At 33.1% G+C, this 17,976-nt stretch carries 17 protein-coding genes; 16 read left to right on the forward strand and 1 reads right to left on the reverse strand.

Annotated elements, in window-relative coordinates:
* Positions 1 to 244: 244 nt before the first annotated feature.
* From FNL83_RS03870 to FNL83_RS03880, 3 genes are all read left to right on the forward strand, one after another.
* Positions 245 to 1,105, forward strand: a complete 861-nt coding sequence (locus FNL83_RS03870) for a GNAT family N-acetyltransferase (RefSeq protein WP_002468299.1) — start codon at positions 245 to 247, stop codon at positions 1,103 to 1,105.
* Between the two features lie 110 nt (positions 1,106 to 1,215).
* On the forward strand, positions 1,216 to 1,752 hold the full coding sequence (gene rpoE, locus FNL83_RS03875) for a DNA-directed RNA polymerase subunit delta (RefSeq protein WP_002468298.1): 537 nt from the start codon (positions 1,216 to 1,218) through the stop codon (positions 1,750 to 1,752).
* Between the two features lie 336 nt (positions 1,753 to 2,088).
* Positions 2,089 to 3,696 carry a CTP synthase gene (locus FNL83_RS03880; RefSeq protein ID WP_001829895.1) on the forward strand — a complete coding sequence of 536 codons (1,608 nt, stop codon included), beginning with the start codon at positions 2,089 to 2,091 and terminating at the stop codon, positions 3,694 to 3,696.
* Between the two features lie 226 nt (positions 3,697 to 3,922).
* On the opposite strand, the gene FNL83_RS03885 is transcribed toward FNL83_RS03880, so the two are convergent.
* Positions 3,923 to 4,444 (reverse strand): DUF2529 domain-containing protein, encoded by a 522-nt coding sequence (locus FNL83_RS03885; protein WP_001829945.1) that lies wholly within the window; start codon positions 4,442 to 4,444, stop codon positions 3,923 to 3,925.
* 219 nt (positions 4,445 to 4,663) lie between these two features.
* Here FNL83_RS03885 and fdaB point away from each other — a divergent pair, with 219 nt between their 5' ends.
* The 13 genes from fdaB to upp all read left to right on the forward strand — a co-directional run bounded on the left by fdaB (position 4,664) and on the right by upp (position 17,955).
* Positions 4,664 to 5,524, forward strand: a complete 861-nt coding sequence (gene fdaB / locus FNL83_RS03890; protein ID WP_001829938.1) for a class IIb fructose-bisphosphate aldolase FdaB — start codon at positions 4,664 to 4,666, stop codon at positions 5,522 to 5,524.
* 360 nt (positions 5,525 to 5,884) lie between these two features.
* Entirely contained in the window at positions 5,885 to 7,144 is a 1,260-nt protein-coding gene (locus FNL83_RS03895; RefSeq protein WP_001829922.1) for a UDP-N-acetylglucosamine 1-carboxyvinyltransferase, read from the forward strand.
* A 427-nt stretch (positions 7,145 to 7,571) separates the two neighbouring features.
* The gene (locus FNL83_RS03900; RefSeq protein WP_001832742.1) at positions 7,572 to 8,999 is read left to right on the forward strand and encodes an aldehyde dehydrogenase family protein; all 1,428 of its coding nucleotides are present in this window, start codon (positions 7,572 to 7,574) and stop codon (positions 8,997 to 8,999) included.
* Positions 9,000 to 9,302: 303 nt separating this feature from the next.
* Positions 9,303 to 10,619, forward strand: a complete 1,317-nt coding sequence (gene rho / locus FNL83_RS03905; RefSeq protein WP_001829985.1) for a transcription termination factor Rho — start codon at positions 9,303 to 9,305, stop codon at positions 10,617 to 10,619.
* Positions 10,620 to 10,735: 116 nt separating this feature from the next.
* Positions 10,736 to 10,993, forward strand: a complete 258-nt coding sequence (locus FNL83_RS03910; RefSeq protein ID WP_001829959.1) for a type B 50S ribosomal protein L31 — start codon at positions 10,736 to 10,738, stop codon at positions 10,991 to 10,993.
* Positions 10,994 to 11,279: 286 nt separating this feature from the next.
* The gene (locus FNL83_RS03920) at positions 11,280 to 11,879 is read left to right on the forward strand and encodes a thymidine kinase (RefSeq protein WP_002457127.1); all 600 of its coding nucleotides are present in this window, start codon (positions 11,280 to 11,282) and stop codon (positions 11,877 to 11,879) included.
* A complete protein-coding gene (gene prfA, locus FNL83_RS03925) occupies positions 11,879 to 12,955 on the forward strand; it encodes a peptide chain release factor 1 (RefSeq protein ID WP_001829940.1) in 1,077 nt (358 codons plus the stop codon). The genes FNL83_RS03920 and prfA overlap by 1 nt, the downstream gene beginning before the upstream one ends.
* Complete coding sequence (prmC, locus tag FNL83_RS03930; protein ID WP_002440566.1) at positions 12,942 to 13,778, forward strand: peptide chain release factor N(5)-glutamine methyltransferase; 837 nt, start codon at positions 12,942 to 12,944, stop codon at positions 13,776 to 13,778. The genes prfA and prmC overlap by 14 nt, the downstream gene beginning before the upstream one ends.
* Positions 13,779 to 13,940: 162 nt before the next feature.
* On the forward strand, positions 13,941 to 14,984 hold the full coding sequence (locus FNL83_RS03940; RefSeq protein ID WP_001829923.1) for an L-threonylcarbamoyladenylate synthase: 1,044 nt from the start codon (positions 13,941 to 13,943) through the stop codon (positions 14,982 to 14,984).
* Positions 14,981 to 15,400, forward strand: coding sequence for a low molecular weight protein arginine phosphatase (locus FNL83_RS03945; protein WP_002457126.1), 420 nt, complete (start codon positions 14,981 to 14,983; stop codon positions 15,398 to 15,400). The genes FNL83_RS03940 and FNL83_RS03945 overlap by 4 nt, the downstream gene beginning before the upstream one ends.
* 109 nt (positions 15,401 to 15,509) lie before the next feature.
* Positions 15,510 to 16,034 (forward strand): TIGR01440 family protein, encoded by a 525-nt coding sequence (locus FNL83_RS03950; protein WP_001829927.1) that lies wholly within the window; start codon positions 15,510 to 15,512, stop codon positions 16,032 to 16,034.
* Positions 16,035 to 16,058: 24 nt separating this feature from the next.
* Entirely contained in the window at positions 16,059 to 17,297 is a 1,239-nt protein-coding gene (gene glyA, locus FNL83_RS03955) for a serine hydroxymethyltransferase (protein ID WP_002468313.1), read from the forward strand.
* A gap of 28 nt (positions 17,298 to 17,325) precedes the next feature.
* Entirely contained in the window at positions 17,326 to 17,955 is a 630-nt protein-coding gene (gene upp, locus FNL83_RS03960; RefSeq protein ID WP_001829916.1) for a uracil phosphoribosyltransferase, read from the forward strand.
* The last annotated feature ends 21 nt before the right edge of the window (positions 17,956 to 17,976 follow it).

Below are 17,976 nucleotides of genomic sequence, written 5' to 3' on the forward strand. Positions count from 1 at the left end.
AAACAAGTGAATATTTATAGAAAGCTCTTATTAAGGTACACTTATGTTAATAATACAGTTAATAATAAACATAGGGTAGTCATTATAGTGATGACATAGATATTGATAAAATGAGGTTGTAATGAGTTGAATTAGGGTAAAATGATGTTGAGCAAGGGAAAATGTTATACATAACTAGTCCGATAGTCATAATTATTCAATTCATATATAATATAAGTGGTAATTAATAGATAGGGGTAAAGCAATGTTTATAAAAAAAGATTTTGATGATATTACAGTTCAAGTATTTGAAGAAAAATATAGAGATGCACTTAACCAATTTGAATTAAGTGAACGACAACAAATATATTCTTCATTGCCTCAAACTGTTTTAGATGATGCATTAAAAGATGAAAATCGAATTGCTAATGTAGCTTTAAATAAAGAAGGAAAAGTAGTGGGGTTCTTCGTATTGCATCGTTATTATCAACATGAAGGTTATGATACACCAAACAATGTTGTTTATGTACGTTCATTGTCAGTTAATGAAAAGTTTCAAGGCCATGGATATGGGACAAAAATGATGATGTTTTTACCAGAGTATGTTCAAGCATTATTTCCTGATTTTACACATTTATACTTAGTAGTAGACGCTGAAAACCAAAGTGCTTGGAACGTTTATGAACGTGCAGGTTTTATGCATACAGCTACAAAAGAAGAAGGACCTATTGGGAAAGAAAGACTTTATTATTTAGATTTAGATTCAAAACATGTATCTTCTTTAAGGCTAAAAGAGGGGGAAGCCGCATATAATGATGATATTCACGTGATTAATTTGCTTAAAGATGATGTAAAGGTAGGCTTTATTGCACTAGAACAAAATGATAATAAAATGAATATTTCTGCAATCGAAGTTAATAAGCAAAATAGGAATGAGGGAATTGCAGAAAGTGCTTTACGCCAATTACCAACGTATATACGTAAACAGTTTGAAGACATTGAAATTTTATCAATTACTTTATATGGCGAACGTAATGAATTAAAACCATTGTGCTTGAATAGTAATTTTGTAGCAATAGAGGAAACTGAGGATTATACACGTTTTGAAAAATATATTAATTATTAACAGTGATTGCTAAATCACAACTTGTCATTTATAATTTATTTTTGTTACTATTAACAAATGATTATTTGACGTTAATTTAAAGAAAATCCTTTGAAAGGAAGTATTTTTATATGAAAATTCAAGATTACACAAAAGAAATGGTTGATGAGAAATCATTCATCGATATGGCCTATACTTTATTAAATGATAAACAAACAACGATGAATTTATATGATATTATTGATGAATTTAAATCTTTAGGCGGATATGAGTATGAAGATATTGAAAATCGAATCGTACAATTCTATACCGATTTAAACACTGATGGTCGTTTTTTAAATGTAGGAGAAAATCTTTGGGGTCTACGTGATTGGTACTCTGTAGATGATATTGAGGAAAAAATCGCACCAACAATTCAAAAATTCGATATTCTAGATGACGAAGATGAAGAAGATCAAAACCTTAAATTATTAGGTGATGACGACGCTGATGAAGATGACGATATTCCTGCTCAAACAGATGATCAAGAAACATTAGACGAGTCAGATAATGATGAAGATGATGTTGAAATGAATGAAGCAGATATCGTTATTGATGAAGACGAAGACGAAGATATTGCTGAAGGTGAAGAAGAAGCCTTTGAAGACGCCGAAGACTTTAATGATTAATCAAGTAACTATATTTTAATTTAAAAATATGTCTCGCTTTATAACAGAAACATTAAAGTGGGACTTTTATTTTTATTTAAAAGGTGGTAGTATTTTATTTGGGCTCCTTTAATTAGGACACGTGTATTAAATAGATACGCTCCCCTTACAATTGCTGTGAGAGGGAGCGATTTTTTTATTTTTAATATTCATAATGAAATGTAAAAGTGAATCAAATTGTTGAGTAATATACCAAATTTATTTCATTATTATTGTTAAATACATAGGTTACTCACAGTTTTTAATAGATTTTATCAATCATTAAATAGTTTACTAAATTTTACAGGAGGTCAGACAATGACAAAGTTTATTTTTGTAACAGGCGGGGTTGTGTCATCATTAGGAAAAGGAATAACAGCCGCTTCTCTAGGAAGATTACTTAAAGATAGAGGACTTAAAGTTACAATACAAAAATTCGATCCATATTTAAATGTAGACCCAGGCACAATGAGTCCGTATCAACATGGTGAAGTGTTCGTTACAGACGATGGTGCTGAGACTGATTTAGACTTAGGACATTATGAACGTTTTATAGATATTAATTTAAATAAATATTCAAATGTTACTGCCGGAAAAGTATATTCACATGTGTTGAAAAAAGAACGCCGTGGTGATTACTTGGGTGGTACTGTACAAGTTATTCCCCATATTACAAACGAAATTAAAGAAAGATTGCTATTAGCTGGTGAGAGTACTAATGCGGATGTTGTAATTACTGAAATTGGTGGAACAACAGGTGATATAGAGTCTTTACCTTTCTTGGAAGCCATTCGTCAAATTAGAAGCGACTTAGGTCGTGAAAATGTAATGTATGTACATTGTACTTTGCTACCATATATTAAAGCTGCTGGGGAAATGAAAACAAAACCTACACAGCACAGTGTTAAAGAATTACGAGGTCTAGGTATTCAACCTGATTTAATAGTAGTACGTACAGAATACGAAATGACACAAGATTTGAAAGACAAAATCGCCCTATTTTGTGATATCAAAAAGGAAAGTGTTATAGAATGTAGAGATGCAGATTCTCTTTATGAAATTCCGTTACAACTTAGTAAGCAAAATATGGACGACATTGTTATTCAACGTTTACAATTAAATGCCAAGTATGAAACGCAATTGGATGAGTGGAAACATCTATTAAATACCGTTAATAATTTAGATGGTAAAATTACAATCGGTTTAGTTGGTAAATATGTGAGCTTACAAGATGCTTATCTATCAGTTGTTGAATCACTTAAGCATGCTGGTTATCCATTTAAAAAAGACGTTGTGGTAAAATGGATTGATTCAAGTGAGGTCAATGATGATAATGTTGAGGCTTATTTATCCGACGTTGATGGTATTTTAGTTCCTGGTGGATTTGGATTCAGAGCAAGTGAAGGTAAAATTGCAGCTATTCGTTATGCCCGTGAGAATAACATACCATTCTTTGGCATTTGTCTAGGAATGCAATTGGCAACTGTTGAATTTGCGCGTCATGTTTTAGGCTATGAAGGTGCGCATTCAGCAGAATTAGATCCAAGTACACCATATCCAATTATAGATTTATTACCAGAACAAAAAGATATTGAAGATTTAGGTGGAACCTTAAGACTTGGTCTTTATCCTTGCCACATTAAAGAAGGTACATTGGCAGAGAAAATTTATAATAAAAACGATATTGAAGAACGTCATCGTCATAGATATGAATTCAATAACGAGTTTAGGGAACAATTAGAAAGTAACGGTATGGTATTTTCAGGTACAAGTCCAGATGGTCGTTTAGTAGAAATTATTGAAATACCTAAAAATGATTTCTTTATTGCATGTCAATTCCATCCTGAATTCTTATCAAGACCTAATCGTCCACAGCCTATATTTAAATCATTTGTAGAAGCGGCGTTGAATTACCAACAAAAATAATTGTTTTGATACGCAAACAATATAAAAATAAATAAAAATGGTCATTTCCTTAAAAGCAAGAAGGAAATGACCATTTTTAATTGCCTGTTAAAACTTTAACAGTGTACTTTATTTATCATTATAGATTAGATGTTTTGGTTATAATTATTATACGTTGTTGCTTCATCAGTTAATCACACGGATGAAATTATTTTATAGAAAATAATTGAACGACTTCACACATATTCTATAAATCTAGGTCTCTAGTCATCTCAATCATTTGAGTATAAATATCATAATAAATATAATTTAAGGCCATCGGATGTGGTTGAATGATTTTATCATAATCTTCTGTGTAAACAATGGGCCTAGGTGTTGATAAATTAACATAATGAATTAAATGATTAGGAAAATCATCTCGTTTAGGGTTATTACAAATAAGCACTAAATCGACATCTAAATCAATAAGTTGAAGTACATCACTTTCAACTTCCGAAGTGTAGTATGGTGAAAATAACAGTACCCTATCTGTTGTATCTATATCGTTAAAATTTTGTAAATCTTCAAGTGGTAAGCTAGACGCTAATTTTTCATGGCTTTGTAATATGAATGACTCATAGAATTTTAAATCATCGTAGCCTTTGATATAGACATGTCCTTCTCCACCAATTGCTTGAATGAGACATTGAGCTGCCATTTGAATATCCAACTCTTGTTTTTCAAGCCGATTAAAAATACCAGTTAATTGTGTGTTTAAGATTTTTGACATTGTAAACCTCCAATCTCTTTACTGAAATATTGTAAATAATCCTAGATAGATATGCAATATGTGAACATTTTTCGAAATGTATTCGCTTCCAAAAACGTAAAAACAACTAATTATAAAAAATATCAATATTAAATAAAATATTCGAATGCAATCAGTATATATTTTTGATATAATGACGTTGAAAAAAACGTGCACTGTTGCACTCAAGGAGGAACTTTAATGCCTTTAGTTTCAATGAAAGAAATGTTAATCGATGCGAAAGAAAACGGTTATGCGGTTGGTCAATACAATCTTAATAACCTCGAATTTACACAAGCTATTTTAGAAGCGTCTCAAGAAGAGAATGCGCCAGTTATTTTAGGTGTTTCTGAAGGGGCAGCTCGTTATATGAGTGGTTTTTATACAGTTGTGAAAATGGTAGAAGGTTTAATGCATGACTTAAACATCACAATCCCAGTAGCAATTCATTTAGACCACGGTTCAAGCTTTGAAAAATGTAAAGAAGCAATTGATGCTGGATTCACATCTGTAATGATTGATGCATCTCATAGTCCTTTTGAAGAAAATGTTGAAATCACTTCTAAAGTAGTTGAGTATGCTCATGATAGAGGCGTTTCTGTAGAAGCTGAATTAGGTACAGTTGGTGGACAAGAAGACGACGTAGTTGCTGATGGCGTTATCTATGCAGACCCTAAAGAATGTCAAGAATTAGTAGAAAAAACTGGAATTGATACTTTAGCTCCAGCATTAGGTTCTGTACATGGACCATATAAAGGTGAACCTAAATTAGGATTTAAAGAGATGGAAGAAATTGGTGCTTCAACTGGATTACCTTTAGTATTACACGGTGGTACAGGTATTCCAACTAAAGATATTCAAAAAGCTATTCCTTATGGTACTGCTAAAATTAACGTGAATACTGAAAATCAAATTGCGTCTGCTAAAGCAGTTCGTGAAGTATTAAACAACGACAAAGATGTGTATGATCCACGTAAATATTTAGGACCAGCACGTGAAGCAATTAAAGAGACAGTTAAAGGTAAAATTAGAGAATTCGGTACTTCTAATCGCGCTAAATAATTTAAATATCTTTGCTATTGGTCATTGAACATAAGTTCAGTGGCCTCTTTTTATGCTATAATAATGACAGAAATTTACATTTTATGGTTACAATATTCAATTTCGGGAAGGTTTTATATAATAAAATAGCTTACAAACGAATAATTAACAAAATAAATGATTAATTGAAAAGATAAGTGGTATTAGTTCATTGACGTATTCTTAGTCGTAATTAGCAATCTTTATAAAAAACAAAATGATGCTATAAATAAATTGTATTTATTTATTGTAAAAATAAGTATTTTACAAATAAAGTAAAATTATCTTATAATGCTAATAATGTGATATTTTAAAAAGAAGGAAACAAAGGAGAAAAGTGATATGGCTCAAGAGGTAATAAAAATTAGAGGTGGACAAGCACTAAAAGGAGAAGTAGAAATTAGTGGAGCAAAAAATAGTGCAGTTGCTATTATCCCCGCAACTTTATTAGCTCAAGGACAAGTAAAGTTGGAAGGCCTTCCTCAAATCTCTGATGTCGAAACTCTAGTAAGTTTGTTAGAAGATTTAAATATTGAAGCAAGATTAAATGGTAAACAATTAGAAGTGGATACTACACAAATAGAGAATGCACCTCTACCTAATAATAAAGTTGAGTCTTTACGTGCTTCTTATTATATGATGGGCGCAATGCTTGGTCGTTTTAAAAAATGTGTAATTGGATTGCCAGGTGGATGTCCACTCGGGCCAAGACCTATTGATCAACATATTAAGGGATTCAAAGCATTAGGAGCAGAAATTGACGAATCTAGCAATACATCCATGAAATTAGTAGCAAAAGAACTTAGAGGCGCTCATATATTTTTAGATATGGTAAGTGTTGGAGCGACGATTAATATTATGCTTGCGGCAGTCCATGCCAAAGGTCAAACTGTTATTGATAATGCAGCCAAAGAACCTGAAGTCGTAGATGTTGCAAACTTTTTAATGAGTATGGGTGCTGATATTAGAGGAGCAGGTACAACATCAATAAAAATCAATGGTGTTGAGGAACTAAAAGGTTCAGAGTATCAAATTATTCCGGACAGAATTGAAGCTGGTTCTTATATGTGTATGGCCGCAGCAATGGGTGAGGAGGTCATTTTACATAATATTGTTCCTAAACATGTTGAAGCTTTAACTGTTAAGTTGCAAGAGTTAGGTGTAGATATTGAAATTGAAGATGAAAAAATAATCATTCGTAAACAAACACCGTATAAAAATGTAGATATAAAAACGCTTGTTTATCCAGGTTTTGCAACTGATTTACAACAACCTATTACACCATTATTATTCATGACAGAAGGACCTTCGTTTGTGACTGATACTATTTATCCAGCGCGTTTTAAACATGTAGAAGAATTACAGCGTATGGGTGCTAATATTAAATCGGATGAGGGAACAGCTGTGATTAAACCTTCGACACTTAATGGAGCTGAAGTATATGCAAGTGATTTACGCGCAGGCGCTTGCTTAATTACTGCAGGTTTAATAGCTGAAGGTGTGACGACAATATTTAATGTAAAACATATTTATAGAGGATATACTAACATCGTTGAACATCTTAAAGCACTTGGTGCTGATATTTGGACGGAAACGGTATAATTCTTAACACAATTTTTAAATTAACAACATTTATATTTGAGTGATATGAAATAGTGAGTGTATCAGAATTCATGTTAAATACGTTGTTTCTTTACAACAAACCCTAAACTTGTAATGTCTGAAAAATAATCTTATGAATCAATCGAATTTAGGATGTTGGAATAGAGTACAAAAAGACCGATTTAAGCGCAATTTTAATTTAGTGATTGACTTACCTATAAGTTAAGAGAGTCTGGGACATTAATGTCTCAGGCTCTTTTTGGTTCAAAATCAAATTTGAAAAATATAATTTGATATCTCAAATTATATTAAGTGCATTTTAGAAAATAGCATTTATTTAAATCGACCTGTGAGCAAGTTATGTTTATTACCTGTAAAAATAGGATAGTATATGTATATATCTTTTCTAAGGAGTGAATATAATAAGATGAGAAATTTCACTAAACAATATATAAACGGTGAATGGGTTGATAGTGCAAGCGGTGAAACTATTGATGTTATTAACCCTGCAACTGAAGAAGTAATGGGTAAAATTGCTAAAGGTAACGAAGAAGATGTTAATAAAGCTGTAGATGCTGCAGATAAAGTATATTTAGAATTTAGACATAGTTCTGTTGAAGAAAGAAGAGAACTTTTAGATAAAATCGTAAAAGAATATCAAAATAGAAAAAATGATTTAATTGAAGCAATTACTGATGAACTAGGAGCGCCTTTATCAGTTTCCGAGAACGTTCATTATCAAATGGGATTGAATCATTTTACAGCTGCAAGAGATGCTTTAGATAGCTTCCAATTTGAAGAACAACGTGGCGATGATTTGGTTGTTAAAGAAGCAATTGGAGTTGCTGGACTTGTTACACCTTGGAATTTCCCTACAAACCAAACTTCACTTAAATTAGCTGCTGCGTTTGCTGCTGGTAGCCCTGTTGTTTTAAAACCATCTGAAGAAACACCATTTGCTGCAATTATTTTAGCAGAAATTTTTGATAAAGTAGGCGTACCTAAAGGTGTGTTTAACTTAGTCAATGGTGATGGATCTGGAGTAGGAAATCCTTTAAGTGAACATCCAAAAGTAAGAATGATGTCATTTACAGGTTCTGGTCCTACAGGTTCAAAAATTATGGAAAAAGCTGCAAAAGACTTCAAAAAAGTGTCTCTTGAATTGGGTGGGAAATCACCTTATATCGTATTAGATGACGTTGATGTTGAAGAAGCTGCTAATGCAACAACGAAAAAAGTAGTTAACAATACAGGTCAAGTTTGTACTGCAGGAACACGTGTACTTATTCCTGAAAGTATTAAAGAAGACTACTTAACAGCAGTTAAAGAAGCATTTAGTAAAGTTAAAGTAGGTCAACCAAGAGAAGAAGGAACTCAAGTAGGTCCTATTATTAGTAAAAAACAATTTGATCAAGTTCAGGATTACATTGATAAAGGTATCAATGAAGGAGCAGAGTTATTCTACGGTGGTCCAGGTAAACCAGAAGGATTAGATAAAGGATATTTTGCGCGTCCAACTATATTTATTAATGTAGATAATCACATGACGATTGCACAAGAAGAAATTTTCGGACCTGTCATGTCTGTAATCACTTATAATAATCTTGACGAAGCTATTGAAATTGCTAATGATACTAAATATGGTCTTGCTGGCTATGTTATTGGTAAAGATAAAGATACATTGAGACATGTTGCTCGTTCAATCGAAGCTGGTACAATTGAAATTAATGAAGCTGGTAGAAAACCAGACTTACCATTCGGTGGTTATAAAGAATCTGGCTTAGGTCGTGAATGGGGCGATTATGGTATCGAAGAATTCTTAGAAGTAAAATCAATAGCTGGATATTTTAAATAATTAGTAAATTAAATTAAATGTTGCAATTAAACAAAGCACGGAACTAATTTTGTTCTGTGTTTTGTTTTTTATGTTAAAATTCCTAAAATCATTTTGTAATTAAAATGAAAATTTGCTATAGTTAGTCTAGTAATTAGAAGGTTGAGAAATATACAAACGTATAAATATAGCTATAATGTGACTTTTTATTATTGTCAGTCACATAAATATCGAGATAAGAATCTATTATTTGGTTAAGCTAACTATGCGTTTATTATTTTTGAACTTCGTAAAATAAATAATTAATGAAATGGGTGCAAGTCTATGCCTGGTAGAGAACGAACATCTCCGCAGTATGAATCTTTCCACGAATTATATAAAAACAATACTACTAAAGAGCTCACTCAAAAAGCCAAATCTTTAAAATTAACTAATTACAGTAAATTAAATAAAAAAGAATTGGTACTTGCCATTATGGAAGCACAAATGGAAAAAGATGGTAATTACTATATGGAAGGAATATTAGATGATATTCAACAAGATGGATATGGTTTCTTAAGAACCGTTAACTATTCTAAAGGTGAGAAGGATATTTATATTTCTGCAAGCCAAATTCGACGTTTTGAAATAAAACGTGGTGATAAAGTAACGGGTAAAGTTCGTAAACCAAAAGATAATGAAAAATATTATGGTCTACTTCAAGTTGATTTTGTAAACGACCATAATGCAGAAGAAGTCAAAAAACGTCCTCACTTCCAAGCTTTAACACCTCTTTATCCGGAAGAAAGAATCCTATTAGAAACGCAATCTACAAATTATTCCACTCGTATTATGGATTTAGTCACACCAATAGGTCTTGGTCAACGTGGTCTTATAGTTGCACCACCTAAAGCTGGTAAGACAAGTTTATTAAAAGAAATCGCTAACGCAATAGCGAGTAATAAACCGGAAGCGAATTTGTTTATATTACTAGTAGGTGAGCGTCCAGAAGAAGTGACGGATATTGAAAGATCGGTTGAATCTGCAGAAGTCGTTCATTCGACTTTCGATGAACCACCAGAACACCATGTTAAAGTTGCTGAATTATTATTAGAGCGTGCAAAACGATTAGTTGAAATTGGAGAAGATGTAATTATACTTATGGACTCCATAACACGTTTGGCACGAGCATATAATCTAGTCATACCACCTAGTGGACGTACATTGTCAGGTGGGCTTGATCCCGCTTCATTACACAAACCTAAAGCGTTTTTCGGTGCAGCACGTAACATTGAAGCTGGGGGAAGTTTGACAATTTTAGCTACTGCTTTAGTTGAGACAGGATCTCGTATGGATGATATGATCTATGAAGAGTTCAAGGGTACAGGTAATATGGAATTACATCTTGATCGTAAGTTATCAGAACGTAGAATATTCCCAGCGATAGACATAGGTCGTAGTTCAACACGAAAAGAAGAGCTATTAATCACTAAAGCGGAATTAGATTCATTATGGCAATTACGAAATTTATTTACTGATTCAACAGACTTTACAGAACGTTTTATTAGAAAACTTAAGCGTTCGAAAAATAATGAAGAATTCTTTAAGCAATTGCAAAAAGCAGCTGAAGAGAGTACTAAAACTGGAAGACCAATTATTTAAACTCGTAGATTAAGGGTTGCGTTTTCCAAATATTACTATTATAATTACACAGTATTGGGTAAAAAACTCACAAATAACTCTGTTCCAGATGGTTCAGGGCAAAGGAGCTGAAAAAAATGAAACAAGGAATTCATCCTGAATACCACAAAGTTATCTTTTTAGATACAACAACAAACTTTAAATTCTTAAGTGGTTCTACAAAAACATCTTCAGAAACTATGGAATGGGAAGATGGAAATGAATACCCAGTTATTCGTTTAGATGTATCATCAGATTCTCATCCATTCTATACTGGACGTCAAAAATTCGCAGCAGCGGATGGTCGTGTGGAACGTTTCAACAAAAAGTTTGGACTCAAATCAAACAACAACTAATTTTGGATTTCAACTGTCTACTTTCCCGTTTGGGTATTGTAGACAGTTTTTTATTATAGAGTTTTGTTGAATCATCAACTCTATATCAAAGCTCTTTATATCTATAAAATCTACGATTAGTATAATTATATATAGAGGTGTGTAAAACTTTTTATAAATCATTCGTTCAATTTTTAAATTTCATAATGCACCTGTAAATTATGATTCTTACTTTGAAAATACATTTATCTACATAAAAAATATGATATAATTAAGCGATTATGTTTTGAAAAAGGTGGAACTATCAATGTATGAAACGTACCATTCAGGTTGGATTGAAACCATAACAGGAAGTATGTTTAGTGGGAAATCTGAAGAACTTATACGTCGCTTAAGACGTGGAATATACGCTAAACAAAAGGTGGTTGTTTTCAAACCAGCAATTGATGATCGTTACCATAAAGAAAAGGTCGTCTCACATAATGGTAATGAGATAGAAGCGATTAATATATCTACAGCTCAAGAAATTTTAAATCATATGCTAGAAGAAGTAAACGTCATCGGAATTGACGAAGTGCAATTTTTTGAAGACGATATTGTCAACATAGTTGAAAAATTAGCTGAAAACGGGCATCGTGTTATTGTAGCAGGTTTAGATATGGATTTTAGAGGAGAACCGTTTAAACCTATGCCCAAGTTGCTCGCAGTTAGTGAACATATTACAAAGTTGCAAGCAGTATGTTCTGTATGTGGTTCACCTTCGAGTCGTACACAACGGTTAATAAATGGTGAACCGGCGAAAGTAGATGATCCCATCATATTGGTTGGTGCAAATGAAAGTTACGAGCCACGTTGTAGAGCACATCATATAGTTGCACCTAGTGAAAATGAGAAGGAGGAAATGTAGTGTTTGATCAATTAGATATAGTAGAAGAACGATATGAACAATTAAATGAATTACTGAGTGATCCTGATGTCGTGAATGACGCTGATAAATTAAGAAAATATTCAAAAGAACAAGCTGACTTACAAAAGACTGTTGATGTGTACAGAAGTTATAAAACCAAAAAAGAAGAATTACAAGATATTGAAGATATGCTAAATGAAACATCTGATAAAGAAGAAGTTGAAATGCTAAAAGAAGAAAGTAGTGCTTTAAAAACAGAATTACCTGATATGGAAGAAGAATTAAAAATCTTACTTATACCTAAAGATCCTAATGATGATAAAGATGTTATAGTTGAAATCCGTGCAGCTGCAGGGGGAGATGAAGCTGCAATATTTGCTGGGGACTTAATGAGAATGTATTCAAAATACGCCGAGGCAAACGGATTTAAAACAGAAATAGTTGAAGCTTCAGAAAGTGATCATGGTGGATATAAAGAAGTGAGTTTCTCAGTATCTGGTACAGGTGCTTACAGTAAATTAAAATTTGAAAATGGTGCACATAGGGTCCAACGTGTGCCTGAAACAGAATCAGGGGGGCGAATTCACACTTCTACCGCAACTGTTGCTGTATTACCTGAAGCTGAAGATGTCGAAATTGAGATACGTAATGAAGATTTAAAAATTGATACTTATCGCTCTAGTGGTGCTGGTGGTCAGCACGTTAACACGACTGACTCTGCAGTGCGTATTACACACTTGCCGACTGGTGTTATAGCAACTTCTTCTGAAAAGTCTCAAATTCAAAACCGAGAAAAAGCTATGAAAGTTTTAAAAGCACGATTGTATGATATGAAATTGCAAGAAGAACAACAAAAATATGCTTCTCAAAGAAAATCAGCTGTTGGTACAGGTGATCGTTCTGAAAGAATAAGAACTTATAATTATCCTCAAAGTCGTGTGACAGATCATCGAATTGGTTTAACGCTTCAAAAGTTAAATCAAATCATGGAAGGAAATTTAGACGAGATTGTGGAGGCACTCACACTTTCAGAACAAACTGAGAAACTGAAAGAATTAAACAATGGTGAATTATAAAGAGAAGTTTGCAGAAGCCAAGACAATTGCCGTAAATGAGGGGTTTGAATCAACTCGTGCCGAATGGTTGTTTTTAGATGTTTTTGGTTGGTCGAAAACAGATTATTTAATTCATAAAGATGAGCAAATGTCTTTGACATCAATTAACAAATTGGATAAAGCGTTGGATAGAATGATCACAGGAGAACCTATTCAATACATTGTTGGATTTCAGTCTTTTTATGGTTATCAATATAAAGTGAATCAACACTGTCTTATACCAAGGCCTGAAACCGAGGAAGTTATGTTGCATTTTTTAGAATTGTGTAAAAAGACTGATACCATAGCAGATATTGGAACTGGAAGTGGTGCTATAGCAATTACGCTTAAGTTACTGCAACCTGAATTAAATGTTATTGCAACAGATTTGTATGAAGATGCTTTAAATGTAGCTAAGCAAAATGCTAGTCATTATCACCAAAATATTCAGTTTTTGCGTGGAAATGCTTTAAAACCGCTAATTGAAAATGATATAAAATTGGATGGGCTGATATCTAATCCACCATACATAGGCCATAGTGAAATAATAGATATGGAGTCAACAGTACTAAATTATGAGCCACATCATGCTCTATTTGCTGAGAAAAACGGATTTGCTATTTATGAGTCAATATTAGAAGATTTACCATTTGTAATGAAACAAGGTGGACATGTTGTTTTTGAAATAGGTTATAGTCAAGGAGATATCTTAAAAAGAATGATTCAAGATTTATATCCTGAAAAAGAAGTAGAGATTTTCAAAGATATCAATGGAAATCAGCGTATTATATCTATTATTTGGTAGTTAAACAATTTATAAGATATTTTTTATAGTTGTTTTGTATAAGAAAAACGTGACTTTCGATCAGCAACATAGCACGGGTGGAATTTTAATTCAACTTTTTGAAAATGAATTAAATTCTGCCCTTATTTCTTTACAGCATATAATCACAGAAGAGGTGAAAACATGCACACACAAATATGGGATTTAAGAATGTATAAAAATAATGTTAGTCAATATCCACATATAGATGAGATAAAACAAACTTTCCTAGATGGAGGTTTAGTAGCGATACCTACTGAAACAGTATATGGTCTTGGTGCGAATGCTAGAAACGAAGAAGCAGTCGAAAACATCTATGTTGCAAAAGGACGTCCGTCCGATAATCCGTTAATCGTTCATATTCACAGTATTGAACAACTCGATGATTTTGTAGAGTATATTGATGATAAGGTTAAAGTATTGATGGATGAATTTTGGCCGGGACCTATTTCTTTTATATTACCACTTAAACAGGGATATCTTTGCAGTAAAGTGACTGGTGGATTAGAATCTATCGCTGTTAGAATGCCTAGTCATAAAATAGGGAGAGCATTACTTCAAATTGTAGATGAACCCATAGCAGCTCCTAGTGCTAATATTAGTGGTCGACCGTCACCAACAACTTTTGAACATGTGAATAGAGATTTAAATGGTAAAGTCAACGGTATAGTTAATGGTGATCAATGTGAAGAAGGACTTGAAAGTACTGTGATTGATTGCACACAGTTTCCGTTTCGTATCGCGCGACCAGGTTCAATTACGCAAGATATGATAGAAACTAAACTACCTCATTCGATAAATCGTCAAATATATGAGGAAAATGAAAAGCCTATCGCACCTGGTATGAAATATAAACATTATTCCCCAGAGACCCCATTAACAATTGTTAAAGATTTAAATAAAAAAATTGCTAATGATGATAAATGGTCAAAAGTAGCATTTGTATTCCCAGAGAGTCAAAGAAGTTTGATTCCCGAAAATAGCATTTTTATATCTTTATGTGAAAATAAGGGAGATTTTAAATCAGCAGGCCATAATTTATATGAAATTTTACATGAACTTGACCAGAATGAAGAAATAGAAGAGGCATATATTTATGGATTTGAAGATAATCATCACACTGAAGCTATCATGAACCGAATGTTAAAAGCAGCAAGTTATAAACTAATTAAAGGTGAAAAGCTATGAAAATAATTTTTGTATGTAGTGGCAACACTTGTCGAAGCCCACTGGCTGAAAGTATAGCCAAGTCCCTTTTACCACACGATAGTATAGCTTCAAGAGGGCTATTCGCAGTTGAGGGACAGGCCATATCTAAGGAATCGTTAGAATTAATTCATAAGTACGATTTACCTGAACCATCACGAGCACAAGCATTTCATATAGATGATCTTGATGCTGATATTATACTTACCATGACGCAAGCTCATAAAGATTTAATATTTTCTATGTATGGACGACAATCTAATGTCTTTACATTAAATGAGTATGTAGGTGACACACAAGAAATTGATGACCCATTTGGTGGCTCGTTTGATGTTTATGAACAAACTTATACCAAAATTTATGATTTAGTCGACAAAATAAAATTTAAACACGAGTAAAGTAAAATATATATAATTAGTATATGTTAAGCTTTAAATAAGTTATAATTAAGGAGTATAGCAAGTTTGCTATGTTCCTTTTTTATTTTATACAAAGGGGTGGGTTCAAATGCGTGATTTACAACAACTGCTTGATGAATTGAAAGATATGTCATTCTTTAATCCAGGCGAAATGTGTATCATTGGTTGTTCAACTTCCGAAGTTATAGGTAAACGTATTGGTTCTGTTGGATCAATGGACGTAGCTAAAGAAATTTACGAAAATTTGAAACAACTAGAGATTGATACAGGCGTGACATTTGCTTTTCAAGGATGTGAACATATTAACAGGGCAGTAACGATAGAAAGAGCAAATTTCAACCCATTGACTATGGAAGAAGTTACTGTCGTTCCAGACGTTCATGCAGGTGGTAGTTTATCCACTTACGCTTATCAACAAATGGAAGATCCTATTGTTGTTGAGCATATTACTGTTTCAAAAGGTATAGATATAGGTCAGACCTTAATTGGAATGCATATTAAACATGTGTGTGTTCCTGTAAGAACAAGTGTTAAACAAATTGGAGAAGCTATCGTTACCATAGCGACATCTAGACCTAAGAAAATTGGTGGCGAACGAGCTAAATATCAATAAATATTGAGGAAGAAGGGGATTTAAATGTCTTATATCGAGAAAAAGGATAAAGTTGTTTACGATGCTATTCAAAAGGAGTTTCAACGACAAAATAGTAATATTGAACTCATTGCATCAGAAAATTTCGTATCACAAGCAGTTATGGAAGCCCAAGGTTCAGTATTAACGAATAAATATGCTGAGGGTTATCCTGGGCGTCGTTATTATGGAGGGTGTGAGCATGTAGATGTAACTGAGTCCATTGCCATTGAAAGAGCAAAAGCTTTATTTGGAGCAGAACATGTTAATGTTCAACCCCATTCAGGTTCTCAAGCTAATATGGCTGTGTATTTGGTTGCTTTAGAAATGGGCGATACTGTGTTAGGTATGAATTTGAGTCATGGTGGTCATTTAACACATGGGGCAACTGTCAATTTTAGTGGTAAATTTTATCATTTTGTTGAATATGGTGTGGACCAAGAAAATGAATTAATAAACTATGATGAAGTGAGACGTTTAGCAATTGAGCATCAACCTAAATTAATTGTAGCTGGTGCTTCAGCATATTCAAGAACTATTGACTTTAAAAAATTTAAAGAAATTGCTGATGAAGTAGGAGCTAAATTGATGGTAGATATGGCACATATTGCTGGTTTAGTAGCTGCTGGTTTACATCCTAATCCTGTAGAATATGCTGATTTTGTGACTACTACAACTCATAAAACTTTACGCGGTCCACGTGGTGGTATGATTTTATGTAAAGAAGAATATAAAAAAGATATAGATAAAACAATCTTCCCAGGTATTCAAGGCGGTCCATTAGAACATGTCATCGCCGCAAAAGCTGTTGCATTTGGAGAAGCTTTGAACGACGATTTTAAAGATTATCAAAATCAAGTCATTAAAAATGCACAAGCTTTAGCTCAAACATTAATTGAAGAAGGCTTCAGAGTTGTATCTGGCGGAACAGACAATCATTTAGTTGCAGTTGATGTTAAAGGTTCTATCAATATGACTGGTAAATTAGCTGAAGAGACACTTGATAAAGTAGGAATTACATGTAATAAGAATACTATTCCATTTGATAAAGAAAAACCGTTTGTAACAAGTGGTGTTAGACTAGGAACACCAGCAGCTACAACTCGTGGTTTTGATGAATCTGCATTTGTGGAAGTAGCAAAAATTATTAGTTTAGCATTAAATAACTATGATAATGATACTAAACTAAATGAAGCTAAAGAGAGAGTTCACGCACTCACATCTAAATATCCATTATATAATTAATAGACATACACATTGGAGGAAAATGATTATGAGTAAAGTACATGTTTTTGATCACCCATTAATACAACACAAACTAAGTTATATTAGAGATGCTCGCACTGGAACAAAAGAGTTTAGGGAACTTGTAGATGAAGTCGGTATGTTAATGGCTTATGAAGTAACTAGAGACTTAGAACTGCAAGATGTTGAAATACAAACACCTGTGACTAAAATGACAGCTAAACGTTTGGCGGGTAAAAAGTTAGCAATTGTACCTATTTTAAGAGCTGGTCTAGGCATGACAGATGGTGTGTTAAGTCTTGTTCCTGCTGCTAGGGTAGGACATATAGGACTATATAGAGATCCAGAGACTCTTGAAGCGGTAGAGTACTTTGCGAAAATGCCTCAAGACATCGATGAACGTCAAATTATTGTGGTTGATCCTATGCTTGCTACTGGTGCTTCAGCTATTGAAGCAATTTCTTCATTAAAAAAACGTGGAGCTAAAAGTATACGTTTTATGTGTTTAATAGCTGCCCCTGAAGGCGTTGAAAAAATGCAAGAAGCACACCCAGATGTAGATATATATATTGCGGCATTAGATGAAAAATTAAATGACAAAGCGTATATTACACCAGGTTTAGGTGATGCAGGGGATAGATTATTCGGTACTAAATAATAGATTCGGAGATAGATATTT

The sequence above is a fragment of the Staphylococcus epidermidis genome (genome assembly GCF_006742205.1).
GTDB classification, from domain to species: Bacteria; Bacillota; Bacilli; order Staphylococcales; family Staphylococcaceae; genus Staphylococcus; species Staphylococcus epidermidis.